The organism is Pseudomonas fluorescens, assembly GCF_000967965.1.
Classification (GTDB): domain Bacteria; phylum Pseudomonadota; class Gammaproteobacteria; order Pseudomonadales; family Pseudomonadaceae; genus Aquipseudomonas; species Aquipseudomonas grandcourensis.
This window is the reverse complement of sequence record NZ_LACC01000006.1, coordinates 18,508-44,155: the sequence shown is the minus strand read 5'-3', so window position 1 is coordinate 44,155 and position 25,648 is coordinate 18,508. Positions and strand designations below refer to the sequence as shown.

Below are 25,648 nucleotides of genomic sequence, written 5' to 3'. Positions count from 1 at the left end.
TGAGTCAAGTGTCGTACCCCGGATGTGCTCCTTTTGCGGTCGTCTGTTTCAGCAGATGACCGTTTTTTTGCTGCGGGGCGTATCAACTGTCTTTGCGCGGCACGATATTGTGTTCGCTGCGCCAGGCGGCTGGCGGCATGTTGAACTGGGAAACGAACCAGCGAGTGAATGAGTTGGGCATGGAGTAGCCAAGCATGTCGGCGATCCGCCCCAGCGAGTACCCGGGGTTCTCCAGGTAGCGAATCACCAGGTCGCGGCGCACGCTATTGATCAACTCGCTGAAACTGGCCCCTTCTTCGTCCAGGCGGCGCTGCAGGGTGCGCACGTTCATGCCCTGGCTTTGAGCAATCTGCGCAATGGTCGCGCGACCCATGGGGAGCAACAGGTAAATGGATTTGCGCACCTCAAACGCCACGGAATGGTCGTTTTTGCCCAGCAGCGAATCCATGTAGCGCTGCGCATGTCGGGCCATGGCCGCATTGGCCAGAGGATTGGCGGTGTCGAGGTTGGTGGCGGGACAAACGATGCCGTTGAACTCGCAGCCGAACTCCACCTTGCAACCGAAGATCCGTCGATGCACGGAGAGATCTGCCGGAGCGTCGTGGGAGAAACAGACATTGATCGGGTGCCAGTGCGCGCCGAGCATGGCGGCGCAAAAGCGGTGCATCACGGCGATGGCCAGTTCGATGGATTGGCGGTTGTTCGTGCCCATGTCGGTAACCAGTTCTTCGCGAATGATCACCGTACTGCCGCTTTCCTCTACGAAAATCGCCAGTGACTCATTGATCTGCTGACGGTAATGCACGATCACATTCAGCGCATCGCGAAGCGTGTTCTGGTGACTGAGCAGCAGGCTCACTTCACCAAAGTCCGCGAGTTGACGCAGCTCGGCCATACGCAGGCCGAGGGTTTCACAACCACTCAGGCGCGCCGACTTCTCCAGCAGGATGATGCTGGCGGTGGCCGGGATGCGTTGGCTCGGATCGCTCAGAAGTGCGGGACTCAAACCCACCTCGGCTAACAGCGTGATCGCGTTCAGCCGTAGATGGTGAGCCACATCCAGGTAGTTGGTCAGTACGGCGGTTCGTGCTTGTACGGGCATGGCGTGCATACATTCCACGTTGTGACAAATGAGATCTCGCTGTCGCAGTTACCTGCCAGTTATAGAGACTTGATCGTGAAATGAAAAGCGCCGGGTGCGGTAAATCCAACCGGGCCGACTCACGGACGCTGTCATCAAAAGGGAAGTGGCTGACGCTAAATGTAACCCGCTCCGACAAGGCGAATCCTACTGTGCTGCTGGCAGGGTTCGAAACATTCGCGGACCCGCTCGATGGATTGTTCAAGGGTGAATAGCGCGATGAATGACACCACGATTTTGATAGTTCCGGGCTTGCGCGATCACGTGCCAGCGCATTGGCAAACGCTGCTGGAAGCCAGGTTGGACAAGGTCCGCTCAGTACCACCTCTGGAAGACAACAAGCTCAGTCTGGCGGCACGAGTGGATGCGATCCAGCGCGAGCTGGAGCAGATTTCCGGTCCGGTGATCCTGGTGGCCCACAGTGCCGGTGTGCTGATGGTGGTGCACTGGGCCGCCTGTCATGACCGCCCGATCAAGGGCGCTTTGCTGGCCGCACCACCGGACCTCGAGGCCAAATGGCCAATCGGTTATCCGACCGCTGAGAGCCTGCGGGCCAATGGCTGGGACTCGCTGCCAAAAGGGCCGCTGCCGTTCCCGACGATTGTCGCGGCCAGTACCAACGATCACCTTGCTCGCCTGGAGTCGGTGACCCAAATGGCCCGTCAGTGGGGCAGCGAACTGGTCAACCTCGGCGCCGTAGGCCACCTCAATCCAGCCTCCGGCTACGGCGAGTGGCCGCAGGCAGAAGACTTTATCCGCACGCTGGATCGCTAGACGCAAACGCCTGAACAGAACCGCCTGAAGAAGCTCGCATCACTGCCGGACCTGATGTGAGCCGTTGTTAGAGCCAAAAAACAAAAACAACAAAAAACGGAGACAACGTAATGCACACCACGACAGGGCATAGCCCTTTGCGTCGCAGTCTGCTGGCTAACGCCCTGCTGCTCGCCTCCATGCCGGCTGCCCATGCCTTTGAACTGAGCAATGCCAGTGAAGATTGGACCGTGCGCTTCGATAACACCCTCAAGGCCAGTTACGGTCAACGGGTGCAAGGTCAGAATTCGAAGATTGCCAACGCCGCCAACTATAACGACGGCGACAAAAACTTCAGTGTCGGCAGTGCTGTGACCCAGCGGGTCGATCTGCTGACCGAGCTCGATGTGGTTTACCAGCGCAAGATGGGTTTTCGTGTCAGCGCCGCGAGCTGGTATGACCATGCCTATGACGATGTCGGTTCCAACTCCAACCCTTTTCCAGGGCAGGCCGGCAATGCGGGTAACCTGGTAGCGGCTCGTCAGTCCGGCTCTATTCAGCCTGGCGACTCGCTGAACGGCCACGTTGCACGCAAGCATGGGCTGAGCAACTACAGCGACCGTTATTACAACGGTCCCTCCGGTGAGATCCTTGATGCCTTTGTGTTCTACAGCACCGAAGTCGGCGAGGAGTCGATGTTCAGCAGCAAGCTCGGCAGGCACAACATGTTCTGGGGCGAGACCCTGTTCAATGCGGCCAACGGTATCAACTATGGTCAGTCGGCCCTGGACCTGGCCAAGTTGTACAACGTGCCGGGCACCGAAACCAAGGAACTGTTCCTCCCGCGCAACCAGCTTTCCATGTCTTTCACGGTCAATCCGGAGCTGACCTTGGGCGCGCAGTACTTCCTGGAGTTCCGCAACACCCGTCTGCCTGAGGGTGGGACCTACATGGGCGGCTATGACATGTTCGGCGAAGGCGGGGAGGTGTTCTGGCTGCCAGTGCCGACGGCGCTGGGCGGGGCCGGTGCTTTTTTTGGTACGCCGCGCGGGCATGACGTCAAGCCAAACAACTCCGGCGACTTCGGGCTGATGGCCAAGTGGAGTCCGGAGTGGCTGGACGGCACCTTGGGCTTCTACTACCGCAACACCTCGGACCCGATGCCAGTGGTGCTGGTCAATGCGCCCAACCTGCAACAGCCAGGTCTGCCGGGGCTCGCGGGTGCCGAATACCTGGCCGCTTATGCCGATGACATCGACATCTACGGCATCAGCCTGTCGAAAAATGTGGGTCCGGTCAGCGTCGGGCTTGATGTGAACTATCGCGAGAACATGCCGCTGCTGAGCAATTTCACTACCATCAACCCGACCTTGAGTGCACAGGCTGCGCAGGGTCTGGTCAACGGCGACAACCTTATCGGTGCCGTGCCGGGCAGAGGTGACACCGGAACGGCCCGTGGCAAGACTTTCCACGTGGTACTCAACGGTCTGGTGAGCTTTGGCAATACCCCGTTGTGGGACTCGTCTTCGTTGGCGGTAGAAGGTGCCATGACCCATCTGGTCAGCGTCGACAAGGGCCAGCAGTCCTTCAAGGGCAACTCCAGTTACCAGGGCGTCGACAAAGTCGACACCAATGCCTACTCCATCGCGACCAACTTCACCCCGACCTGGTTCCAGGTGTTCCCGGGTGTGGATATGTCCATGCCCGTTTCCTACAACGTCGGCCTCAAGGGCAACTCGGCTGTCCAGTTGGGTGGCAGCGAGAACGCCGGCAGCTACTCCGTAGGCATCGCCGCGGACGTCTATCAAAAGTACAAATTCGACCTGAAGTACGTGGATTCTTTTGGTCCTTTCAATACCTGTGAAACCGGGCTCGATAACAACACCCCCGGCAGTAGTGGGCAGTACCGCTGCATTCCCGGCCAGATCACTTCGCAGGCCGGCCTGGCGCCGCTGCTCAAGGATCGCGGGATGCTCACGGCCTCGTTCAAAACCACCTTCTGATTGACGCTCAGATCACAAAAACAAGTGGAGAGAATTCAGATGAAATTGCTAAATAGCGTGTTGGCAGCTTCCCTGGCGGCTGTCATTGCCGGTCAGGCCCAAGCGGCTGTATCGGCTCAGGAAGCAGCCAGGTTGGGCACCAGCCTGACCAATGTGGGCGCCGAGATGGCAGCTAATGCCGATGGTTCGATTCCAGCCTACAAAGGCGGTCTGACCACCCCGCCAGCCGGCTTCAAGGCGGGCGACGGCATGCGTCCGGACCCGTTTGCCGACGAGAAGCCGCTGTTGGTCATCGATGGCAAGAACGTTGAACAGTACAAGAGTCAGTTGACGGCCACCACGGCAGAGCTTGCCAGGCGCTATCCCACTTACCACATCAATGTGTATCCGACCCATCGCACTGTCGCCCTGCCTCAGGCGGTGCTGGACAACAGCGTGAAAAATGCCACCGGTACCCAGTCCATCAATGGCGGTCTGTCCATCGATAACCTGCTGCCCGGCGTGCCGTTCCCGATCCCGACCTCGGGCAGTGAAGCCATGTGGAACCACCTGCTGCGCGTAGGGGGCAATCGAAATGTCAAATATGACTCCTGGAACGTTGACTCGGCGGGTGTACCGACACTGTCCACCACGGCGCTGTCGTTCTCGAACTATCCGATCTACGACGACATGTCGAAGCCGTTCAAGAGCACTGACGTGTTCTTTCAGATGAAGCTGTATTACACCGGTCCCGCGCGCCGCGCGGGAGAGGCAATCATGCTCAAGGACACGGCCAACCCATTGGAGCAGCCACGCCGCAGCTGGCAGTACCTGCCTGGCCAGCGTCGAGTGAAGCTGGCGCCGGACCTGGCCTATGACACGCCTAACCCTGGTACGGGCGGTGCCGGTACTTACGACGACGTGTTCGTGTTCAACGGTGCGTTGGACCGCTTCGACTGGAAGCTGGTGGGCAAGCAGGAAATGGTCGTGCCCTACAACACCTACAAGCTGACTTACGCTGTGGACGCCAAGCAACTGACGACCCCCAACCACATCGCGTCTGACTTTGTGCGCTGGGAGAAACACCGCGTCTGGGTAGTGGAAGGCACGCTCAAATCCGGCGCGCGGCACATCTACCAGAAGCGCCGCATGTACCTGGATGAAGACAGCTGGATCGCTTTGGCTTCTGACCAGTATGACTCCAGCGGCAAGCTCTACCGTGGCTCCTTCGCCTTCCTCAGCCAGAGTTACGACAAAAACATCCCCGATGTCTCGCCTTTCATGATCTACGACCTGGTGGGCGGCTCCTACAACATCAACGGCATCACGGGCGCGTACGGCGGCATCAAGTACATCGAGTCTCTCTCAAAGGCGCAGTGGGCTCCGGATGCGCTGGCAGCGTCCGGCATCCGCTAAGCGTCAGGCGACAGAAGTCCGGGGTGATCGGTAGAGATCCCCCGGTTACCGACTCCGGCGCCGGACTGCACCTCGTGTGCTGTGCGGTGCCGTTTTCCTGGAAGGTGCGGTATGGGTTCCTTGAAAAATTTCGTACTGGTACTGCTGTGTTCGATGCTGGCGCTATTGCAGGGTGTTGCTCAGGCGGCCGGTTATGTTGATGTGCTGGATCTGCCCGCCAAGCCGAGTCCTTTGGCCGTGCGTAGCCCCTTGATCGGCATCGCTCGCGCCGGTGAGCGCCTGGTCACCGTTGGCCAGCGTGGCCATATTCTTTATTCCGATGACGCTGGCAAGCACTGGCTGCAGGCTGGCGTCCCGGTCAGCAGCGATCTGACCGCGGTGTTTTTTCCTTCTGCCAAACAGGGCTGGGCGGTCGGTAACGACGGTGTCGTGCTGCATAGCAGCGATGCCGGCACCACCTGGCGCAAGCAGCTCGACGGTCGTCAGATCGGCGCCTTGCTGGTCAAGCATTATGAAGCGCTGGCCAGTGCCGAGCCGGCCAACGAGCAGTGGCCACTGCTGGTCGCCGAGGGTCAGCGCCTGGTCGAGCAGGGCGCGGACAAACCGCTGCTCGACGTCTGGTTCGCCAACGACAAGACCGGCTATGTGGTCGGGGTGTTCAACCTGATCCTGCGCACCGACGACGGTGGCCAGAGCTGGATGCCGTTTCAGGATCGCACCGACAACCCCCAGGGTTTCCACCTCAACGCCATCGCCTCCACCGGTGACAGTGTGTACATCGCCGGCGAGCAAGGCCTGTTGCTCAAATGGGATGACAACAGCCAACGCTTCGCCGCCGTTCCGACGCCCTATCAGGGCAGCTTCTTCGGCGTGCTCGGCAAGCCCGGGGAAGTGTTGGTCTACGGCTTGCGCGGCAATGTGCTGCGCAGCACCGACGGTGGCCAGAGCTGGACCGCGCTGGACACCGGCCTGCACGTCAGCATCACCGCCGGCCTGATCGATGCCCGTGGCCATTACCGCCTGTTCACCCAGGGCGGGCAGTTGCTGGTCAGCCAGGGCACTGGCGCGCAACTGCATCTGGTGCAGCAACCGGCGCCGACGCCGACGCCGATAGCCGGCGCCACCCAGTCCGCCGCTGGCGCCTTGGTGCTGGCCGGCAGCCGTGGTGCGCGGACGTTGTCCGTCGACCCAGCCCTCGAACCCTAAGAGCGAGAACCCAGACATGGGCAATATCAAACAAGACGCCATGCCGGTGATCCGCGAGCTGCGTGACTTCGATCGGTGCTCTGGCAACCGGTTGGAGCGGCTGGTGTTCAACTTCCGCCCGCTGTTCATGCTGCTGATGGCACTGGCCACCGTGGTGCTGGGCTACATGGCGCTGACCCGTCTGGAACTGCGGCCCAGCTTCGAGAAGATGATTCCGCAGAGCCAGCCGTACATCCAGAATTTCCTGGAGAACCGCCAGTCACTGCGCGGCCTGGGCAACTCGGTGCGGGTGGTGGTCGAAAACACCCAGGGCGATATTTTCGACCCCGGTTACCTGGACGTACTCAAGCAGGTCAACGACCAGTTGTTCCTCACCGAAGGCGTCGACCGCTCCTGGATGAAGTCGCTATGGAGTCCTGGGGTGCGCTGGACTGAAGTCACTCAGGAAGGCTTCCAGGGCGGCCCGGTGATGCCCGATGCCTACCAGGGCAAGCCCGAGCAAATCGAGCAGTTGCGCCAGAACATTTCCCGCGCCGGCATCGTCGGCAGCCTGGTGGCCAGCGACTACAAGTCGAGCATGCTGATCGTGCCATTGCTGGACAAGGCCTCGGCCACTGGCCAGAGCATCAACTACCACCAGTTCTCGCGGTTACTCGAAGAGCAGTTGCGCGACAAGATCGAGTTCTCTGGCGACAGCGCCGCGCGCAAGGCCGGGGCAGAGGGTACGGGCCAGTACAAGGTGCGGGTGATCGGCTTCGCCAAACTCATGGGTGACCTGATCGACGGCCTGATCCAGGTGATGATGTTCTTCGGTCTGGCGGTCGTCACTTCACTGGTGATTATCTATGCCTACACCCGTTGCGTGCGCAGCACCCTGCTGGTGGTTGGCTGTTCGCTGATCGCGGTGGTCTGGCAACTGGGCATCGTCGCCTGGCTGGGTTATGCCATCGATCCGTACTCGGTGCTGGTGCCGTTCCTGATCTTCGCCATCGGCGTGTCCCACGCCGCACAGAAGATGAACGGGATCATGCAGGACATCGCCCGTGGCACCCACAAACTGATCGCCGCGCGCTACACCTTTCGCCGCCTGTTCATTGCCGGTGTCACCGCGCTGCTGGCCGACGCCGTGGGTTTCGCCGTGCTGATGCTGATCGATATCCCGGTGATCCAGGACCTGGCAATCACCGCCAGCATTGGTGTCGCGGTACTGATTTTTACCTCCTTGCTGCTGATGCCGGTGGCGCTGTCTTACATCGGTGTCGGCGCCAAGGCCGCCGAGCGTGCGCTGAAAATCGACACTCGTGCAGAAAAGCATAAAGGCTTCGGCAAACTGTGGGACGCGCTCGATCGCTTCACCACGCGCAAGTGGGCCACGGGGGCGGTATTGGTGGCCACGCTGATGGGCATCGGCGGCTTCATGATCAGCCTGCAACTGAAAATCGGCGACCTCGACAGCGGAGCGCCGGAGTTGCGTGCCGATTCGCGCTATAACCGCGACAACGCCTACATCACCAGCCACTACGCACTGTCCAGCGATATGTTCGCGGTGATGATCAAGACCGCGCCGGAAGGCTGCCTGAACTACCAGACCCTGGTCCTCGCCGACCGTCTGGCCTGGGAGCTGCAACAGTATCCGGGCGTGCAGGCCACGTCTTCGCTGGTCAACGCGGTGCGCCAGATCACGGCCGGCACCTATGAAGGCAATCCAAAGCTCAACAGCATCCAGCGCAACCAGGACGTGCTGAACTATGCCGCGCAACAAGCCTCGGTCAACTCGCCTGAGTTGTTCAACAACGACTGCTCGCTGATGCCGGTGATTGCCTTTCTCACTGACCACAAGGCTGAGACGCTGAATGCCGTGGTGGAGATTGCCGACAAGTTCGCCAAGGAAAACAGCACCAAGGATCGTCAGTTCCTGCTCGCCGCCGGCAGTGCCGGCATCGAAGCCGCGACCAACATCGTGGTGCGCGAAGCCAATCGCACCATGCTGTTTTACGTGTATGCCGCGGTGACGCTGTTCTGTCTGATCACCTTTCGTAGCTGGCGCGCCACGCTGGTGGCCCTGTTACCGCTGGTGCTGACCTCGATCCTCTGCGAAGCCTTGATGGTGGTGATGGGCATCGGTGTGAAAGTCGCGACCCTGCCGGTGATCGCCCTCGGCGTCGGGATCGGTGTGGATTACGCGCTGTATTTGCTCAGCGTTCAGCTGTACCACCAGCGCCAGGGTCTGTCGCTGGCGGATGCCTACCGAAAAGCGGTGTCGTTCACCGGTCGGGTGGTCGGGCTGGTGGGCATCACCCTGGCTGCCGGGGTGGTGTGCTGGGTCTGGTCGCCGATCAAGTTCCAGGCCGACATGGGCATCCTGCTGACCTTCATGTTCCTGTGGAACATGCTGGGGGCGCTGATCCTGATTCCGGCCCTGTCGTACTTCCTGTTGCGCGGGCCCTCGCTGAACCGTCGTACGGCCTCGGATGAGCCAGTGGTGCATGAGTCGCTGCTGCCCGTCAGTGAGACCGGCCATCCGCAAAAAACAGGCATGCCTCATGCCCTCACATTGACCGAGCAAGCCCACCATGTCTGATTACAAAGCCCCTTTGCGCGACATGCGCTTCGTACTCAATGAAGTCTTCGAGGTGTCCAGGCTTTGGGCACAACTGCCCGGTCTGGCCGAGGCAGTCGACGAAGCAACGGCTACCGCCATCCTCGAAGAGGCCGGCAAGATCAGTGCTGGCAGCATCGCACCGCTGCGCCGCAGTGGCGACGAGCAAGGTTGCTCCTGGAGCAATGGCGCGGTGAAAGTCCCGGAGGGTTTTGCCGAGGCGTATCAAGCCTTCGCCGACGGCGGTTGGGTCGGTGTCGGTGGCAACTCGCAGTTCGGTGGCATGGGCATGCCCAAGGTGATCTGCGCCCAGGTCGAGGAAATGGTCACCTCGGCCAACCTGTCGTTCGGCCAGTACCCGATGCTGACCGCCGGTGCCTGCCTGTCGCTCGATGCGCATGCCTGCGAAGGCCTGAAAAAGAAGTACCTGCCCAATATGTATGCCGGGGTCTGGAGCGGCTCCATGTGCCTGACCGAGGCCCATGCCGGCACTGACCTGGGGCTGATTCGCACCCGGGCCGAGCCCCAGTCCGACGGTAGCTACAAGGTCAGTGGCAGCAAGATTTTCATCACCGGTGGCGAACACGATCTGACCGGGAACATCATCCACCTGGTGCTGGCCCGACTGCCGGACGCACCCGCAGGGCCCAAAGGCATTTCGCTGTTCCTGGTGCCCAAGGTGATGGTCAATGACGACGGTTCGCTGGGCGAGCGAAATTCGCTGTCCTGCGGGTCCATCGAACACAAGATGGGCATCAAGGCATCCGCCACCTGCGTGATGAACTTTGACGGGGCGACGGGCTGGATCGTCGACGCGCCGAACAAGGGCCTGGCGGCTATGTTCACGATGATGAACTACGAACGCCTGGGCGTGGGTATCCAGGGCCTGGCGCAGGGCGAACGCTCCTACCAGAGCGCCGTCGAGTATGCCCGTGATCGTCTGCAGAGCCGTGCGCCAACCGGTGCGCAGCACCAGGATCAGGCCGCCGACCCGATCATCGTGCATCCGGACGTGCGCCGCATGCTGTTGACCATGAAAGCCTTGAACGAGGGCGGGCGGGCGTTCTCCAGCTACGTGGCCCTGCAACTGGACACCGCCAAGTACAGCGAAGACCCGACGGCGCGCACCCGCGCCCAAGAGTTGGTGGCCTTGCTGACCCCGATCGCCAAGGCGTTTCTCACCGACATGGGCCTGGAAACCACCCTGCACGGGCAGATGATTTTCGGCGGCCATGGCTACATTCGTGAGTGGGGTCAGGAGCAGTTGGTGCGCGATGTGCGCATTACCCAGATTTACGAAGGCACCAATGGTATCCAGTCCCTGGACCTGGCCGGGCGCAAGATCGTCGGCAGCGGCGGGGCGCTTTACCGTTTGTTTGCCGCTGAAGTTCGCCACTTCACGGCCAACGCCAGCGTAGAGCTTGGCGAGTTCACCCAACCGTTGAACGCCGCCATGGACACCCTTGACGAACTGACGGCGTGGCTGCTCGACCGGGCCCAGGGCAACCCGAATGAAATCGGCGCGGCCTCGGTCGAGTACCTGCAGGTATTCGGTTACACCACCTATGCCTACATGTGGGCCCTGATGGCCAAAGCGGCTTTGGGCAAGCAAGGTGAAGACGATTTCTACGCCAGCAAACTGGGCACCGCACGCTTCTACTTCGCCCGCCTGCTGCCGCGTATCCACTCACTGAGCACTTCGGTCAAGGCCGGTAGCCACAGCCTCTACTCGCTGGATGCGGCGCAGTTCTGAATCAGGAAGGTACAACCATGCTGAAGACAAAAATAATTCCACCGGCACAAGGCGCATACACCTACCCGCTGTTGATCAAGAGCTTGTTGCTGTCAGGGGTGCGATACGAACCTGCCAATGAGATCGTCTACGCCGACAAGCTTCGATACAGCTACAGGACCCTCATCGAACGAATCCATCGGCTGGCCAATGCGCTGACGGCGGCCGGGGTCAGGGCCGGGGACACGGTGGCCATGCTCGACTGGGACAGCCATCGCTACCTGGAATGTTTCTTCGCCGTGCCAATGATCGGCGCGGTGCTGCACACGGTGAATATTCGCCTGTCACCGGAGCAGGTGCTCTACACCATGAACCACGCCGAGGATGACCTGGTGCTGGTGCATGATGATTTCCTGCCGATGATCGAGCAGATTCATCAGGGCCTGAGCACCGTCAAAGGCTATATCCGCTTGACTGACGATGCCGCAACCGACACCGGGCTTCCTGTGTTGGGTGAGTATGAAAGCCTGTTGTCCCAGGCAGCTAGCCACTATGACTTTGCCGATTTTGATGAAAACTCGGTGGCGACGCTGTTCTACACCACCGGCACCACTGGCGAGCCGAAAGGGGTGTACTTCAGTCATCGCCAACTGGTGCTGCATACCCTGAATGCCGTGGGCACCCTGGGCGTTTACCAAAGCCTGCCATTGCTGCGTTCGAATGATGTGTACATGCCGATCACGCCGATGTTCCACGTGCATGCCTGGGGCGTGCCCTATGTCGCGACCCTGATGGGCATCAAGCAGGTGTACCCCGGCCGTTACGAGCCCAATAGCCTGGTCCGGCTTTTTCGTGAAGAGAAGGTCACCTTTTCTCATTGCGTACCGACCGTCCTGCAAATGGTCCTCAACTGTGAGGAAGGCAAGGCGACCCGGTTCGACGGCTGGAAAATGCTCTTGGGCGGCAGTGCGTTGACGTTGGGCATCGCCAGTCAGGCAAGTGCCAAAGGCGTTCAGGTCCACAGTGGCTACGGCATGTCCGAGACCTGTCCGATGCTTTGCCTGAGCTTCCAGCGGGGCGAGGAACTTGAACAGTCCATGCCGGCGCAGTTACCCACTCGCATCAAGACGGGTATGCCAATACCCATGGTCGACCTGAACATCATTGATGCCAACGGCCATGCGGTCGCCCATGACGGCGAAGCCCTGGGCGAAATCGTCGTCCGCGCGCCATGGCTGACCCAAGGCTATCTGAAGGCCCCGGAAAAGGGTGCAGAACTGTGGCACGGCGGCTGGCTGCACACCGGCGACCTGGCTTCCATCGATTCGCAAGGCAGGGTGGAAATCAAGGACCGCATCAAGGACGTGATCAAGACGGGTGGCGAGTGGATCAGTTCGCTGGACCTGGAGAACCTGATCAGCGAGCACGTGTCGGTCACCTCTGTTGCCGTGGTGGGCATTGCCGATGAGCAATGGGGCGAACGGCCCATGGCTCTGGTGGTGTGTGAGCCGGGGCAGTTCGTCGACAAACAGATGCTCGAAGCCCACCTGCAACAGTTCGTGGCCAGTGGCCGCATCAACAAATGGGCAATCCCCAAGCAGTTCAAGTTCGTCGCGGAAATTCCCAAGACCAGCGTCGGCAAGATCAACAAGAAGCTGATTCGGGAAAGCGAGTTGAGCTGAGGGAATCGAGCTATTCCACGGCACCCACTCCTTTTTCCGAACGAGAAAACATCCATGAATGACCTGATCCATTATCAAAACGAAGGTCCTCTGGCCCTGATCGGCCTCGCCCGTGCCCCCGTCAACGCCCTGGGCCAGGCTTTGCGCGAACAATTGCTGGAGGCCTGTGACCGCGCCGCCGCCGATGCCAGCGTGAAAGCGATTGTGCTCTACGGCGAGGGTTTGCCGTTTAGCGCGGGCGCGGATATTTCCGAGTTCGGCAGCCCGGCGTCGTTCGCCAGGCCAGACCTGCCAGGCCTGCTGATCCGTTTGACCGAGCTGGACAAACCACTGATCGCCGCCATCGGTGGTCTGGCGTTCGGCGGTGGACTGGAGCTAGCCCTGGCCTGCGGCTACCGCGTGGCTGAAGCCGGGGCTCGGCTTGGCCTGCCGGAAATCAAGCTTGGCTTGCTACCCGGTGCCGGTGGTACTCAGCGCTTGCCGCGTCTGATCGGTGCCGAGGCGGCGCTGGAGATGATTGCCTCCGGCCAGCCGATTAACGCTAATCGAGCACTGACGCTAGGACTGCTTGATCGCGTGGCACAAAGCGCTGACAGCTTGCTCGACACGGCCAAGGCGTTGGCCGCAGAACTGATTGCCGGGCAGGCGCCGGCTCGCCCGACCTGGCCACAAGCGAACCCGGGCGCAGCCCTGCCGGCGAATTATTTCGCCGACTATCGCGCCGCCAATCAGGCTCGCTGGAAAGGCCAGAGTGCGCCGCAGCGAGTGGTGACGGCGATCGAAGCAGCCTGCAACCTGCCGTTGGCCGAGGGCCTTGCCAGGGAGGGCGAGCTGTTCAAGGAGGCCGAGGCTTCCAGCGAGTCCGAGGCCCTGCGCCATGTATTTTTCGCCGAGCGTGAAGTCGGCAAATTGCCGGGTCTGGATGCCGGCACGCCGATCCGTCCTGTCACTCAGGTTGCGGTGATCGGCGCCGGCACCATGGGCGGCGGGATTGCCATGAACTTCGCCAATGCGGGCATGGCGGTGACGCTACTGGAGCTCAAGGCCGATGCCCTGGCACGTGGCCTTGAGCTGATTCGCAAAAATTACGAAACCAGTGTCCAGCGCGGCAAGCTCGCAGCCGGGCAGATGGACGAGCGTCTGGCGCTGATCCACGGCACCCTGGACTACGCCGATATCGCCGACGCGGACCTGGTGATCGAAGCCGTGTTCGAGAACTTGTCGATCAAGCAGCAGGTGTTTCGCACCCTGGACGAGGTGTGCAAGGTCGGGGCGATCCTCGCCAGCAATACCTCCACCCTGGATGTCGACGCCATTGCCGCCGTCACGCGCCGGCCGCAGGACGTCGTCGGCCTGCATTTCTTCAGTCCGGCCAACGTCATGCGCCTGCTCGAAGTGGTACGCGGCACGGCCACGGCCGCCGATGTCCTGGCCACCACGCTGAAAATCGCCAAGCGCATCGGCAAGATCCCGGTGGTGTCCGGGGTGTGCTTCGGCTTCATCGGCAACCGTATGCTCGAACCCTATTCCCGCGAAGCGCACCGTCTGCTGCTGGAAGGCGCCACGCCGGCGCAGATTGACAGTGTGCTCACCGGCCTTGGCATGGCGATGGGGGTCATGGCCATGCACGATCTGGCGGGCATCGATGTCAGTTTCCTGGTGCGCGAGTCGCGCCGTGACGTCATCGCCCACGATCCCGGCTACTGCAAGCTTGCCGATGCGCTTTACGCCCTGGGCCGTTTTGGCCAGAAGAGCAGTCGCGGCTATTACCGCTACGAAGGCCGTGAGCGCAAGGATGACCCTGAAGTGGTCGCCTTGGCCGAGCGCATCGCAGGCGAACTGGGCATCCAGCGCCGCGTCATCAGCGATCAGGAAATTCACGACCGTTGTCTGTTGATGCTGGTCAACGAAGGCATCCAGTTGCTCGACGAAGGCATCGCCCAGCGCAGCAGCGACATCGACCTGGTCTGGATCAACGGCTATGGCTTCCCGGCCTGGCGCGGCGGTCCGCTGCACTACGCCGAAGGGCTGGGGCTGGCACAAGTGCTGGAACGTATCGGCCATTACCGCCAGACACTCGGCGCATACGGAGCGATGTGGTTCCAGCCGGCAGCACTGCTTGAGCACCTGGTGGCCAGCGGCAAGACCCGCATCGAACGCATCTGACTTTTCGGCGGCCACTGCACATTGGCCGCCCCGACCCGTCACGCAAGGAATTGCAACATGAAAGAAGCCGTCATTCTCTCCACCGCCCGTACCCCCATCGCCAAGGCTTTCCGGGGCGCGTTCAACACCATCAAGTCACCGACCATGGCCAGCCACGCGATCCGTGCGGCGGTCGAACGTGCCGGTATCGAAGCCGGGGAGATCGAAGACCTGGTCATGGGCACCGCACTGACCAGCGGCACTGCCGGTTTGAACCTCGCACGCATGGCGGCACTGGCCTCGGGCCTGCCGTTGTCGGTCAGCGGGCAGACCCTGGATCGCCAATGCGCCTCGGGCCTGATGGCCATCGCCACGGCCGCCAAGCAGATTATCGTCGACGGCATGCCGGCGACGATCGGTGCTGGTCAGGAAAACATCAGCGCGGTGCAGAATCGCAACATGGAATGGGCCTACGCCGAGCGCGACCCGCAGGTGGAGCGCAACGCCATCCACGCCTACATGCCCATGCTGCAAACCGCCGAGCTGGTTGCTCAACGCTATGGCATCAGTCGTGAGGCGCAGGACGCCTACGCCCTGCAATCGCAGCAACGCACCGCAGCGGCGCAGCAGGCAGGGCTGTTCGACGGCGAAATCGTTCCGGTCAGCAGCATTCGGCAGGTAATCGACAAAGCCACAGGCGAGGCGCGCCTGGAGCAAGTCACCCTGCGTCAGGATGAAGGCAACCGTCCGCAGACCCGGCTGGAAGACCTGATCAACCTCAAGCCGGTGATCGAGGGCGGCTGCATCACTGCCGGTAACGCCAGTCAACTGTCGGACGGCGCCAGCGCCTGCGTGCTGATGGATGCGCGTCTGGCCGAGCAGCGCAACCTCAAGCCGCTGGGCCTGTACCGCGGCATCGCGGTAGCCGGCCTGGCTCCGGAAGAAATGGGCATCGGCCCGGTGCTGGCGGTTCCCAAGTTGCTCAAGCAACACGGCCTGAAGGTCGACGATATCGGCCTGTGGGAGCTCAACGAAGCGTTTGCCTGCCAGGTGCTTTATTGCCGCGACACCTTGGGCATCGACGACGCCCGATTGAACGTCAATGGCGGCTCCATTGCCATCGGCCACCCTTATGGAATGAGTGGTGCGCGGATGGTCGGGCATGCTTTGCTGGAAGGCCGTCGACGCGGTGTGAAGTACGTGGTGGTGACCATGTGCGTCGGCGGCGGGATGGGCGCGGCCGGACTCTTCGAGGTGTTCCAGTGAACGGGTCGAGCACTGTGTGTGCGGTTGCACAGAGGCGGGGCGGTGTTCGGTTCTAGCAAGAGGGCGCTGCGGTGATTAGCACCGCAGCGTAGGACTCGTTTAAAGCGCTACGTCACGCATGCTGGTCATGTCGATCACAAAGCGGTACTTCACGTCGTTGCGCTGCAGGCGGTCAAAGGCCGTATTGATGTCCTTGATATCAATCATTTCGCAGCTGGGCAATACCTGATGTTCGGCGCAGAAATCCAGCAGTTCCTGGATTGCCTGGATGCCACCGATGAGCGAGCCGGCGATGGTGCGGTTGTTGCGGATCAGCAAGCCGCCATGGATGGGTTCCAGTGGTTCGATGGCACCGACCAGCACCAGTACGCCTTCGCGACCCAGCAGCATCAGGTAGGGGTTGACGTTGTGCCGGCTGGGAATGGTGTCGATGATGAATTCGAAGGCATTGGCCGCCGCCGTCATGGCCGGCGAATCGTTGGACAACAGTACGTGTTTGGCACCCAGGGCGCGGGCATCGTCGGCCTTGCCCGGTGAGGTGGTAATCACGGTCACCTCGGCACCGAGCGCCACGGCCAGCTTCACCGCCATGTGCCCGAGCCCGCCGAGGCCGACCACCGCGACTTTCGAGTCCTTGCCCACACCGTAGCGGCGCATCGGGTTCCACACGGTAATGCCGGCGCATAGCAATGGTGCGGCGAAACGCGGATCGAGGCTTTCGGGCATGCGCAGTACGAACTGTTCACGCACGACAATATGCTCGGAGTAACCGCCATAGGTGATCTCGCCGGTGTGACGATCCTTGCCGTTATAGGTAGGCGTCGGACCATGGGCACAGAGTTGTTCCTGATGCTCGTGGCAAGGTGCGCACTGCAGGCAGCTATCGACCTGGCAACCGACGGCAACCCGGTCGCCGACTTTGAAGCGGCTGACGTTACTGCCGACGGCAGTGACATGCCCGACGATCTCGTGGCCTGGCACGATGGGGTAGACCGTGTTGTTCCAGTCGTTGTGCACCTGATGGGCATCGGAATGGCAGACGCCGCAATAGGCGATATCGATAGCGACGTCATCGGCACGCAAGTCGCGACGCTCGAAACGAAACGGCGTGAGGGCGGAGTGGGGCTCGAAGGCGGCAAATCCCAGGCAAGTGGTCATGGGTAAGTCCTGTAGGAATCAACGCGTACCCCCGGCAATGGCCAGGGGTACAGGAGGGGTTAGATCGACGGGCGCAACCATGGCGCCGGGGTCGTTTCCGGCGAGGCGATCTGGTTGACGATCCACTTGCCCATGCGCCGCAGTGGCTCGATGGAGTCTTGCGGACCCGCCCATTTCAGCCCCGCCGCGTAGCCCAGCGAGACGATTCGCTGAGCGCCATACAGGGGCAGAATGTCCTTGAGATCTTCCTTGATGCTTTCCGGATAGACACCGACGGTCTGGGTGTAGGCATCCACGGCATCCATCATCTCGGTCAGGTCATCGACCGGCACCAGGTTGGCGGTGCGGTCGTCGAGCCGGGTGGCAAACGACACCGACTCCGGAATCTGTGAGCAGATGACGGCGCCTTCACCGTCCTGGCCGCCAATCACCTGGTACCACTCATCATCCAGGCGCAGCGCGTCGACTTCGGCCTTGAGGCCCTGGTCGTAGCGTTTGGGCACGGTGCTGAGGGTGTTGGGCAGGGTCTGCATGGCGTCGTAGACATAACGGCCGAAGGTATTCAGATTCGCCAGGCCGGCCTCATCGGTGCCGCTCTGCACATAGACCACCCGGGCGCACACACAGGCCTTCTGGTTCAGTGCGCCAATGTCGCTGGCCAGGCGCAGGGCGGCCTCGCGCATGGTCGCTTCACTGTCGAAGGCACCCTTGCCGATGATGCTGGCGCTGCGTTTCGGGTCGAGGGAGATCAGCTCCAGGCCCGGTTGGATGTAGCGGGTGACATGCTTCATCGAATTGAAACCGCCCCAGGCAACGATCTTCTCCAGGTTCTGCGGCTGGTACAGGCGTTCTTCGAAGGCCTGGTCGCCACCTTTCCAGTAGGCGACGCTGAGGTGTTTGGTCAGCGGGTGGTCCGGCGCCATCTCAACCATGGTGCGGGCGATGGCCAGGGCCGTGAACGGGTCGTTGGACGGCGCCTTGATGATCGCGTCGCTGCGCAGCACCATGTTGCGCAGGATGGTCAGCAGGGACAACCCGGTCGCGTTGCCGGCGACGATATGCAGGGTGCGGGCGCCGAAGCAGCGCACATCGAGTTCGGTGCCGTCGATCAAGCGCTGCTTGACCCAGCCTTCCAGGTACTTGACGCCCACTGAGTTCTCCACCTGTTCGGTGACTGACTCACGGGTGAGCATGTGGCGCAGCCCCATGTAGCTGCCCTTGACCATGCTCGGAGTGACCGGCGCAGTCAGGTACGACAGCTCGCAGGCTTCCTGCAAGTAGGGGTTTTTGTCGAATTCAAGACGTTCACCGAGGGCTTCGGCGTAGTCGAGGATGTCGTTGAAACTGAGGGTGTACAGGTCGGCCAGCCTGGCCGGATTACCCAGCGGCAACTGGTCGATATACTTGTGCGCATCCGGGGTCTGGAACACCAGGTCACCGCCGCGGCCACCCACGTCGATCAGGTTGTCGGTGATGACTTTGCCGCGGATGATCATTGGCGCAATAGGTTTGCTCATGGGGTTAGCCCTCTAAAGTGTTCAGGAAATCCATCGCCTGGCGATGGGAGTCTTCTGTTGCTGCACAAGTGATCTTGTCGTCGCCACCATTGAGTTCGCTGTAGCGCTGGATCGGCCCGACGACGTAGCAACTCGGCCGGCCGCATGCGCAAGGCTTGTCCCATTCGACGGTGATTTCATCGCCGGTGATAAAACCGCCCCAACGGATCTCGGCGCCGAGGTCGAAGAAGGCTGCACGACCGGTCACGCGGCCTTTGCGCGGCAGTGGCTTGCTGGTCTCTGGATCGAGCAGGTAGGGGACGACGGTGGGGGCGAAGTGGAAGTGGCCTGCTTCGCACCGCGCGTGGGCGCCGCCGACGATTTCGGACATTGCGTAGGATTCGTTGAGCGTCTTGGCACCGGTGAAACGCAGCACGTCTTCACGCCAGCCCTCGGGTTGTACGACACCCTTGCCGCCGCCGGCGGTGTGCACGAACGAGTCAGGGTGGAAGACACCTTCCAGGCCCCGCGCAAGGCCGGCCTTGGCCATGCTGTGCAGCAGGTTCCAGGTCGCGCCGATGTACACGCGCTGACCATTGAGCTTGGTGGACATATGATCGAAGAAGGTCGCCAGGTGCTGTGGCATGTCGGCTTGCAACTGGTCGAAAGCCTTCTTCTTTTCCAGCAGTTCCGGGCTGATCACCAGGCGGTCGAGGGTGCCTTTGGACTGTGCCGCGCGCAGCTTGGCCCCCAGGTGCAGCACGTCGGTGCTGAGGGTGGTCGGGTAAGCGGCATGGAAATGCGATTCGTCCGGCAACAGTGCTGGAATCATGGCGGCATGGACGCGCACATGGCTCAGGTAACCCTTGCGGTAGTAAGGGTAGATCGTGTGCAAGTTGGGCTCCGGGGTGTCCGGACCCTCCATGTTCCACACCATCATCTTGCGCAGTTGAGCGAATTTTTCCCACTCATGAACACCCTGGGGCAGGAACGACAGGGTGCCGGAAGTGCCCGAGGTGTGACTGATGCGCAGCTGCGGCACGCCTTCGTCCATGGTCTCGAACCAGTCATCCAGGCCTTGGCAATCGCTGACGTTGACCGCGGCGATGGCTTCGGCAACCTCTGGCGTCACCAGTTTGCCCAGCCATTTGTTGATCTGGCCGAAGCTGCGCTTCTCCAGCAACGATGGCGGGTAGGACTTGTAAACGGTGTGTTCGAACAGCAGCGGCACTACGTCGTCGAGTTGCTCGATCTTTTCCACGCCTTGGGCGTCGGCGAGTTTCTTCAGTACCGGTATGCGCTCGCGGAGTTCTTCGAAGCGTTGCTTCAGGGCGTTGAGTTGTAGCGCGTCGATTTCGGCGCGGGGCAAATGGTTCCAGGCTTGCTGGGAATAGTTGACCAATTCTGCCGGGTTGTTCAGCAGCTGCTGGGTTTTTTGTTCTATCGACAGTTGTGCAGTGGGCATTTTCTGGCTCGCTACTCGACTAGTGGGAACCGGCGAGGCCGGGGAAGGGTGCGGCTCAAGTATGGGGATGCCGCTTCGGAATTTGTTCCGGATTCATGTGCCGGTCGATATGACACAAGTAGCTGATAAACAAGGAAAAAAATAAGCGTATCGAGGTGCCCGTGCAGGCCGTTCCGGATTCGGGGTGGGTGACCGGATTTCAGGCGGGATCAGGAAGTGGGCTGGCATACACTCTGTCTCGCTCACTCCTGTCAATGAGGGGAGCGCTGCCACTCAGACGGCTATTCGTGAGGGGTTTCCGGTTGGCGTATGGGCTTTGCAATCGCCATGAAAACTCAGCGCAACACACACCTATTCGTGAGGCTTCCATGTTGAAAATGGTATTTCAAACCACTCCATCAATGATCATCGAACGCGGTGCGTCGACCCGGCTCGCCGATCATGTTCGCGCCAGGGGCTGCAAATCGGTTTTGCTGGTGACCGATGCGGGGGTTATTGCGGCTCGGCTTCTGGATGCGGTGCTCGCCGGTTTCGAGGGTCAGGACATAGCCGTCAGCGTGTTTTCCCAGGTACAGGCCGACCCGCCGGAGTCGGTGATCCTGGCGGCGGTGGATGCCGCGAAAAGCTGTGGCGCCGATTGCGTGGTGGGGCTGGGCGGCGGCAGTTCGCTGGATGCCGCCAAGCTGGCTGCGCTGTTGGCGAGCAGTGGCGAGTCGTTGAGTCAAGTCTATGGCATCAACCAGACCAAGGGCCCGCGCCTGCCGCTGATTCTGGTGCCGACCACGGCAGGGACCGGTTCGGAGGTGACTTCGGTCTCGGTCGTGACCACCGGTACCGGTGAGAAGAACGTGGTTTATTCGCCAATGCTGTTGCCCGACCTGGCGGTGCTGGATGCGGAGCTGACCCTTGGCCTGCCGCCCCACGTCACTGCAGCGACCGGTATCGATGCCATGGTCCATGCCATCGAGGCCTACACCACCAGGAACCTGAAGAATCCGATTTCCGATTGCCTGGCACGAGAGGCGCTGCGTCTGTTGTCCGGCAGTCTGTTCCAGGCCTGCCTGGATGGCAGCAACCTGCAAGCGCGGGAGAACATGTTGCTGGGTGCCTGCCTGGCGGGCATGGCGTTCGCCAACGCGCCAGTGGCGGCGGTGCATGCCCTGGCGTATCCCCTCGGCGCACGTTTCCATATACCGCACGGACTTTCCAATGCGCTGGTGCTGGGGCCGGTGATGCGCTTCAATCTCGAGGCGGTGGCGCCGCTGTATGCGCAACTGGCCGATATCGTCCTGCCTGGCACCCTGGGTACCGATACAGAAAAAGCCGCTACGCTGGCCAACTACCTTGGCACCCTGGCCGGTGAACTGGGCCTGTCGACCCGCTTGCGTGACCTGGGCATCGTCGAGTCCGACATCGAGGCGCTGGCTATCGATGCGATGAAGCAGCAGCGCCTGCTCGGCAACAATCCGCGGCAGCTGTGCCTGGAAGATGTGCGCTCGATCTACAGGGAAATCCTATGAGCAACAAACTCAAACGGCCGTGCCGGGACGAGTTTCGCCATTTCACCAAAGTGCCGACGCGCTTTGGTGACAATGACTCCTTTGGGCATGTGAACAACGTGGTCTACTACTCGTACTGTGAGTCGGCGATCACGGCGTTCCTGGTCGAACAGGGCACCCTGGACATTGCCAACAGCCCGGTGATCGGGTTGATCGTCAATTCCGGTTGCACCTACTTTGCGTCCATCGGCTTCCCCGACCAGATCAATGTCGCAATGAAAATATCCCGTCTGGGTAACAGCAGCGCACGCTACGAGCTGGCACTGTTTCGCAACGATGAGCATGAAGCGGCCGCAGCGGCCCATATCGTCTATGTGTACGTCGACCGCGCCAGCAACACCTCGGTGCCCATCCCGGAAACGGTGCGTTGTGTACTCGCGAGACTCGCTGACTAAGCGAGTCGGCTCGGTCATACTCCAGTTTGCTGCTTGTCGGTTTTGCCACGGTGGCAATGAGCAGCATTCTGGAGAGGACACCATGATCAAACCAACCCCTGACAAGCCGGGCGTGCAGGTCGAAATACCTGCCCAGCCGCGCAAGGAACCGCGGCAGGCACGCTCGATCGCGCTGGTCACGGCCGTGAAACAGGCCGGTCGGCAGATTCTCGAAAGCGAGGGGCGGGAAGCCTTGAACGCCATGCGCCTGGCCGAAGACTCAGGGGTGGCGATCAGTTCGATCTACGAGTACTTCCCGACGATGGAGTCGTTGATCGCTGCAGTGTTTGATGATTACCGGACTGAAGCCCGCATCGGACTGTACGCCGACATTATGGCGCTGCCGTCTGGCACCACGTTGTTAGACGGGATTTTGCTGGCCCTGCGGGCCGTACTGGCCGCCCATCACAAGAAAACCCTCTACGATCCTGCGTTCAGCGTGCGCTCCACTCATTATGACGAGCTGGTGCGACTGGATGTGGTCAAGGCCAAGCAGCTTTGGACCGCCACTGCGAGTTCGGCCTTGATGAAACGCTTCGCCAGCGAAATCCGGGTCAAGGACCGGGAAAAGGCCGAGTTTCTGGTTTACCAGACCTGGTCGGTGCTACCTCGGGCCATGCTGTTGGAAAGACCGGGCTACCTCACTGACGAGGACACGCCCAAGTTGATGGCGCGCATGCTGCACGCAATGTTGACGGACCCGAGCCCTTGAACCGCGAACAAAGCGACGCCCCGCAAGCGGGGCGTCAGGTGTTACGCAGCGCAGGCGGCGTGGCGGCTCAGATACCGATGCACAGGTATTTGATTTCCAGGTAGTCCTCGATGCCGTACTTGGAGCCTTCGCGGCCCAGGCCCGAGGCCTTGATGCCGCCGAACGGCGCCACTTCGTTGGAGATGATCCCGGTGTTGACGCCGACAATGCCGTATTCCAGCGCTTCGCCCACACGGAACACACGGCTCAAGTCGCGAGCATAGAAGTACGAGGCCAGGCCGAATTCGGTGTCATTGGCCATGGCGATCACCTCGGCTTCATCCTTGAAGCGGAACAGCGGTGCCAGCGGGCCGAAGGTTTCTTCTTTGGCGACAGCAGCGTTGCGCGGTACATCGACCAGCACAGTCGGCTCGAAGAAGGTCCCGCCCAGGGCGTGCGGCTTGCCGCCGGCGACCACACGAGCCCCTTTGCTCACGGCATCGTCAATGTGCTCCTGGACCTTGGCCATGGCCTTGGCGTCGATCAGGGGACCTGTGGTGATGCCGTTTTCCAGGCCGTTGCCGATGTTCAACCTGGCCACGGCGGCGGTGAGTTTTTCGACGAAGGCATCGTAGACACCGTCCTGGATGTACAGGCGGTTGGCGCAGACGCAGGTCTGGCCGTTGTTGCGATACTTGGAGATCAGCGCGCCCTCGACGGCGGCGTCCAGGTCGGCGTCATCGAACACGATGAAGGGTGCATTGCCGCCCAGTTCCAGCGAGACTTTCTTGATGTCCTTGGCGCACTCGACCATCAGCTGGCGGCCGATTTCGGTGGAGCCGGTGAAGGTCAGCTTGCGCACGATCGGGTTACCGGTCAGCTCGGCGCCGACTTCGCCGGCACTGCCGGTGACCACGCTGAACACACCCTTCGGAATACCGGCGCGCTCGGCCAGTTCCGCCAGGGCCAGGGCCGAGTAGGGCGTTTGCGAGGCCGGCTTGAGGACCATGGTGCAACCGGCGGCCAGGGCCGGGCCGGCCTTGCGGGTAATCATCGCCGAAGGGAAGTTCCACGGGGTGATGGCGGCAGTGACACCGATCGGTTGCTTGAGCACCATCAGGCGCTTGTCGACCTGGTGACCGGGGATCATGTCGCCATAGACGCGCTTGGCTTCTTCGCCGAACCACTCCAGGAAGGAGGCTGCATAAGCGATTTCGCCACGGGACTCGGTCAGCGGCTTGCCTTGTTCGAGGGTCATCAAGCGGGCCAGGTCTTCCTGGTTGGCCATCATCAGGTCGAACCACTTGCGCAGTTTGTTGGCGCGTTCCTTGGCGGTCAGGGCGCGCCAGGCCGGTAATGCCTTGTCGGCGGCCTCGATGGCGCGCCGGGTCTCGGTAGCGCCCATCTTCGGCACGCTGCCGATGATTTCACCGGTGGCCGGGTTGTTGACCTTGAGGGTCTGGCCGTTGTCGGCATCTACCCATACACCGTCGATATAGGCTTGCTGGCGGAACAGTTTCGGATCGTTGAGTTGCACGCGTGATTCCTCGCTGCTTGGTTATCGTTAATGGGGGGCTGCGATGGAGGCCGCCATAGGGGCGGGTTGGACGGAGCTGTCGGGTTTGACGAAACTGGCGCCAGAGCGGGTAAGCTGTTCGCGGACCTTGTCGACGATGTACGCGCCGATCGGGATGGCGGAGGTCGCGGCAGGTGACGGAGCGTTGCAGACGCTGACGCTGCGAGCGGTGTTGACGAACAGGAAGTCGTCGATCAACTTGCCGTCCAGCGAGACAGCCTGGGCGCGGACACCCGCCGGGTAGGCGGTGAGATCGCTCTTGGTGAGGCTCGGGCAGTACTTCTGCACTTGCTTGAGGTAGCCGCCCTTGAACAACGAGTTTTTCATCTCGATCAGTCCGGGGCGCAGGTTCTTCTTCAGCACCTTGAGAATGCCCGGGGTGGTCAGGGTTTCGAACATATCGGACAGCGAGACATCGGTCTTGCGATAACCTTCGCGCTTCATCGCAAGCACCGCGTTGGGGCCGACGGTGACGGTGCCGTCGATCATGCGGGTCAGGTGTACGCCGAGGAACGGCATGGACGGATCCGGGATCGGGTAGATCAGGTGGTTGACGATCTGGTTGTGCTGCTTGGGCAGCAGGTAGTACTCGCCCCGGAACGGGCAGATGATGAAGTTCGGCTTTATCCCGAGCATGCGCACAACGCGGTCGGCCATCAGGCCCGAGCAGGTGATCAGGAAGCGCCCGTGGTGCTCCTGGTCGCTGCAGCGCACCACCACTTCATCGGGACGCTCATCGATGGCGACTACTTCGCTGTTGTAGCGGATCTCGCCACCGGCGGCTTCGAATTCGCCGCCCATGGCCGCAGTGACCTGGGCGTAGTTCACGATGCCGCTTGAAGGCACGAAGATCCCGCCCAGGCCGACGATGTTCGGCTCGCGCTCACGCAGCTCGGCGGCCGTCAGCCAGTCACGCTTGATGCCATTGGCTGCGGTGCGTTCCCACAGCGCGCGCATGCGCTCCATTTCCAGCTCGTTGGTGGCCACCAGCAGCTTGCCGCACTCGTCATAAGGGATGCTGTGCTTGTTGCAGAAGGCCTTGGTGGCCTTATTGCCTTCCAGGCAGAAACGCGCCTTCAGGCTGCCCGGGGTGTAGTAGACACCGGCGTGGATCACGCCACTGTTGTGGCCGGTCTGGTGCCTGGCCGGGCCGGACTCTTTCTCCAGCAGGAGGATTTTGGCGTCCGGGTAAACCTGGGCCAGTTGCATGGCCGTGGACATGCCCACGATGCCGGCACCGATGATGATGAAGTCGTACACAGCCATTAGCCTGCACCCACCTGAATTACGTTCTTGTTGGAAACACCACCACGCGTGGCGGCCCTCACCGGTTCAACCCTTGGCAAA

18 protein-coding genes are annotated in these 25,648 nt (G+C 61.4%); 12 read left to right on the top strand and 6 right to left on the bottom strand.

Translation table 11 applies throughout. The features are described from left to right. Positions 1-82: 82 nt before the first annotated feature. A complete protein-coding gene (locus tag VC35_RS04490; protein ID WP_046038057.1) occupies positions 83-1,102 on the bottom strand; it encodes an AraC family transcriptional regulator in 1,020 nt (339 codons plus the stop codon). Between the two features lie 258 nt (positions 1,103-1,360). Here VC35_RS04490 and VC35_RS04485 point away from each other — a divergent pair, with 258 nt between their 5' ends. The 9 genes from VC35_RS04485 (at position 1,361) to VC35_RS04445 (ending at position 15,922) form a co-directional block, all read left to right on the top strand. Beyond that, a complete protein-coding gene (locus VC35_RS04485; protein ID WP_046038028.1) occupies positions 1,361-1,915 on the top strand; it encodes an RBBP9/YdeN family alpha/beta hydrolase in 555 nt (184 codons plus the stop codon). Between the two features lie 110 nt (positions 1,916-2,025). After that, positions 2,026-3,897: a DUF1302 domain-containing protein gene (locus VC35_RS04480; RefSeq protein WP_046038026.1), complete on the top strand. Its 1,872-nt coding sequence runs from the start codon at positions 2,026-2,028 to the stop codon at positions 3,895-3,897. Between the two features lie 39 nt (positions 3,898-3,936). Beyond that, positions 3,937-5,292 (top strand): DUF1329 domain-containing protein, encoded by a 1,356-nt coding sequence (locus VC35_RS04475; RefSeq protein ID WP_046038025.1) that lies wholly within the window; start codon positions 3,937-3,939, stop codon positions 5,290-5,292. Between the two features lie 111 nt (positions 5,293-5,403). Next, complete coding sequence (locus tag VC35_RS04470) at positions 5,404-6,498, top strand: WD40/YVTN/BNR-like repeat-containing protein (protein WP_046038024.1); 1,095 nt, start codon at positions 5,404-5,406, stop codon at positions 6,496-6,498. Positions 6,499-6,514: 16 nt separating this feature from the next. Further along, a complete protein-coding gene (locus VC35_RS04465; protein WP_046038023.1) occupies positions 6,515-9,079 on the top strand; it encodes an efflux RND transporter permease subunit in 2,565 nt (854 codons plus the stop codon). Next, positions 9,072-10,850 (top strand): acyl-CoA dehydrogenase C-terminal domain-containing protein, encoded by a 1,779-nt coding sequence (locus VC35_RS04460; RefSeq protein WP_046038022.1) that lies wholly within the window; start codon positions 9,072-9,074, stop codon positions 10,848-10,850. Before VC35_RS04465 ends, VC35_RS04460 begins: the two co-directional genes overlap by 8 nt. 17 nt (positions 10,851-10,867) lie before the next feature. Then, positions 10,868-12,511 carry a fatty acid--CoA ligase gene (locus tag VC35_RS04455; protein WP_046038021.1) on the top strand — a complete coding sequence of 548 codons (1,644 nt, stop codon included), beginning with the start codon at positions 10,868-10,870 and terminating at the stop codon, positions 12,509-12,511. A gap of 54 nt (positions 12,512-12,565) precedes the next feature. After that, positions 12,566-14,677: a 3-hydroxyacyl-CoA dehydrogenase NAD-binding domain-containing protein gene (locus VC35_RS04450; protein WP_046038020.1), complete on the top strand. Its 2,112-nt coding sequence runs from the start codon at positions 12,566-12,568 to the stop codon at positions 14,675-14,677. A 57-nt stretch (positions 14,678-14,734) separates the two neighbouring features. Next, complete coding sequence (locus VC35_RS04445; protein ID WP_046038019.1) at positions 14,735-15,922, top strand: acetyl-CoA C-acyltransferase; 1,188 nt, start codon at positions 14,735-14,737, stop codon at positions 15,920-15,922. A gap of 99 nt (positions 15,923-16,021) precedes the next feature. Here the strand turns inward: VC35_RS04445 and VC35_RS04440 are convergent, their stop codons facing one another. Genes VC35_RS04440 through VC35_RS04430 form a run of 3 tightly spaced genes read right to left on the bottom strand, consistent with a single transcriptional unit; the run spans position 16,022 to position 20,041 of the window. Further along, on the bottom strand, positions 16,022-17,080 hold the full coding sequence (locus VC35_RS04440) for an NAD(P)-dependent alcohol dehydrogenase (RefSeq protein WP_046038017.1): 1,059 nt from the start codon (positions 17,078-17,080) through the stop codon (positions 16,022-16,024). Positions 17,081-17,139: 59 nt separating this feature from the next. Continuing rightward, complete coding sequence (locus VC35_RS04435; protein ID WP_046038015.1) at positions 17,140-18,597, bottom strand: acyl-CoA reductase; 1,458 nt, start codon at positions 18,595-18,597, stop codon at positions 17,140-17,142. Between the two features lie 4 nt (positions 18,598-18,601). Further along, positions 18,602-20,041, bottom strand: a complete 1,440-nt coding sequence (locus tag VC35_RS04430; protein WP_046038013.1) for a phenylacetate--CoA ligase family protein — start codon at positions 20,039-20,041, stop codon at positions 18,602-18,604. Positions 20,042-20,409: 368 nt separating this feature from the next. Here VC35_RS04430 and VC35_RS04425 point away from each other — a divergent pair, with 368 nt between their 5' ends. The 3 genes from VC35_RS04425 to VC35_RS04415 all read left to right on the top strand — a co-directional run bounded on the left by VC35_RS04425 (position 20,410) and on the right by VC35_RS04415 (position 22,746). After that, positions 20,410-21,561 carry an iron-containing alcohol dehydrogenase gene (locus tag VC35_RS04425; protein ID WP_046038012.1) on the top strand — a complete coding sequence of 384 codons (1,152 nt, stop codon included), beginning with the start codon at positions 20,410-20,412 and terminating at the stop codon, positions 21,559-21,561. Further along, positions 21,558-21,995: an acyl-CoA thioesterase gene (locus VC35_RS04420; protein WP_046038011.1), complete on the top strand. Its 438-nt coding sequence runs from the start codon at positions 21,558-21,560 to the stop codon at positions 21,993-21,995. The genes VC35_RS04425 and VC35_RS04420 overlap by 4 nt, the downstream gene beginning before the upstream one ends. An 82-nt stretch (positions 21,996-22,077) precedes the next feature. Then, positions 22,078-22,746 (top strand): TetR/AcrR family transcriptional regulator, encoded by a 669-nt coding sequence (locus VC35_RS04415; RefSeq protein WP_046038010.1) that lies wholly within the window; start codon positions 22,078-22,080, stop codon positions 22,744-22,746. A gap of 67 nt (positions 22,747-22,813) precedes the next feature. Here VC35_RS04415 and gabD read toward each other — a convergent pair whose 3' ends face one another. Both gabD and lhgO read right to left on the bottom strand, forming a co-directional pair. Then, positions 22,814-24,262: an NADP-dependent succinate-semialdehyde dehydrogenase gene (gabD, locus tag VC35_RS04410; RefSeq protein WP_046038009.1), complete on the bottom strand. Its 1,449-nt coding sequence runs from the start codon at positions 24,260-24,262 to the stop codon at positions 22,814-22,816. A gap of 27 nt (positions 24,263-24,289) precedes the next feature. Continuing rightward, on the bottom strand, positions 24,290-25,561 hold the full coding sequence (gene lhgO, locus VC35_RS04405; protein WP_046038056.1) for an L-2-hydroxyglutarate oxidase: 1,272 nt from the start codon (positions 25,559-25,561) through the stop codon (positions 24,290-24,292). Positions 25,562-25,648 lie beyond the last annotated feature (87 nt).

Bases quoted from the DNA above. Each gene is read 5' to 3' on its own strand.
- VC35_RS04435 (WP_046038015.1), bottom strand. From the start codon at position 18,597: ATGAGCAAACCTATTGCGCCAATGATCATCCGCGGCAAAGTCATCACC.
- VC35_RS04425 (WP_046038012.1), top strand. From the start codon at position 20,410: ATGTTGAAAATGGTATTTCAAACCACTCCATCAATGATCATCGAACGC.
- VC35_RS04445 (WP_046038019.1), top strand. From the start codon at position 14,735: ATGAAAGAAGCCGTCATTCTCTCCACCGCCCGTACCCCCATCGCCAAG.
- VC35_RS04415 (WP_046038010.1), top strand. From the start codon at position 22,078: ATGATCAAACCAACCCCTGACAAGCCGGGCGTGCAGGTCGAAATACCT.
- VC35_RS04450 (WP_046038020.1), top strand. From the start codon at position 12,566: ATGAATGACCTGATCCATTATCAAAACGAAGGTCCTCTGGCCCTGATC.
- VC35_RS04440 (WP_046038017.1), bottom strand. From the start codon at position 17,080: ATGACCACTTGCCTGGGATTTGCCGCCTTCGAGCCCCACTCCGCCCTC.
- VC35_RS04490 (WP_046038057.1), bottom strand. From the start codon at position 1,102: ATGCCCGTACAAGCACGAACCGCCGTACTGACCAACTACCTGGATGTG.
- VC35_RS04470 (WP_046038024.1), top strand. From the start codon at position 5,404: ATGGGTTCCTTGAAAAATTTCGTACTGGTACTGCTGTGTTCGATGCTG.
- VC35_RS04460 (WP_046038022.1), top strand. From the start codon at position 9,072: ATGTCTGATTACAAAGCCCCTTTGCGCGACATGCGCTTCGTACTCAAT.
- VC35_RS04455 (WP_046038021.1), top strand. From the start codon at position 10,868: ATGCTGAAGACAAAAATAATTCCACCGGCACAAGGCGCATACACCTAC.
- VC35_RS04475 (WP_046038025.1), top strand. From the start codon at position 3,937: ATGAAATTGCTAAATAGCGTGTTGGCAGCTTCCCTGGCGGCTGTCATT.
- VC35_RS04420 (WP_046038011.1), top strand. From the start codon at position 21,558: ATGAGCAACAAACTCAAACGGCCGTGCCGGGACGAGTTTCGCCATTTC.
- VC35_RS04465 (WP_046038023.1), top strand. From the start codon at position 6,515: ATGGGCAATATCAAACAAGACGCCATGCCGGTGATCCGCGAGCTGCGT.
- VC35_RS04485 (WP_046038028.1), top strand. From the start codon at position 1,361: ATGAATGACACCACGATTTTGATAGTTCCGGGCTTGCGCGATCACGTG.
- VC35_RS04480 (WP_046038026.1), top strand. From the start codon at position 2,026: ATGCACACCACGACAGGGCATAGCCCTTTGCGTCGCAGTCTGCTGGCT.
- VC35_RS04430 (WP_046038013.1), bottom strand. From the start codon at position 20,041: ATGCCCACTGCACAACTGTCGATAGAACAAAAAACCCAGCAGCTGCTG.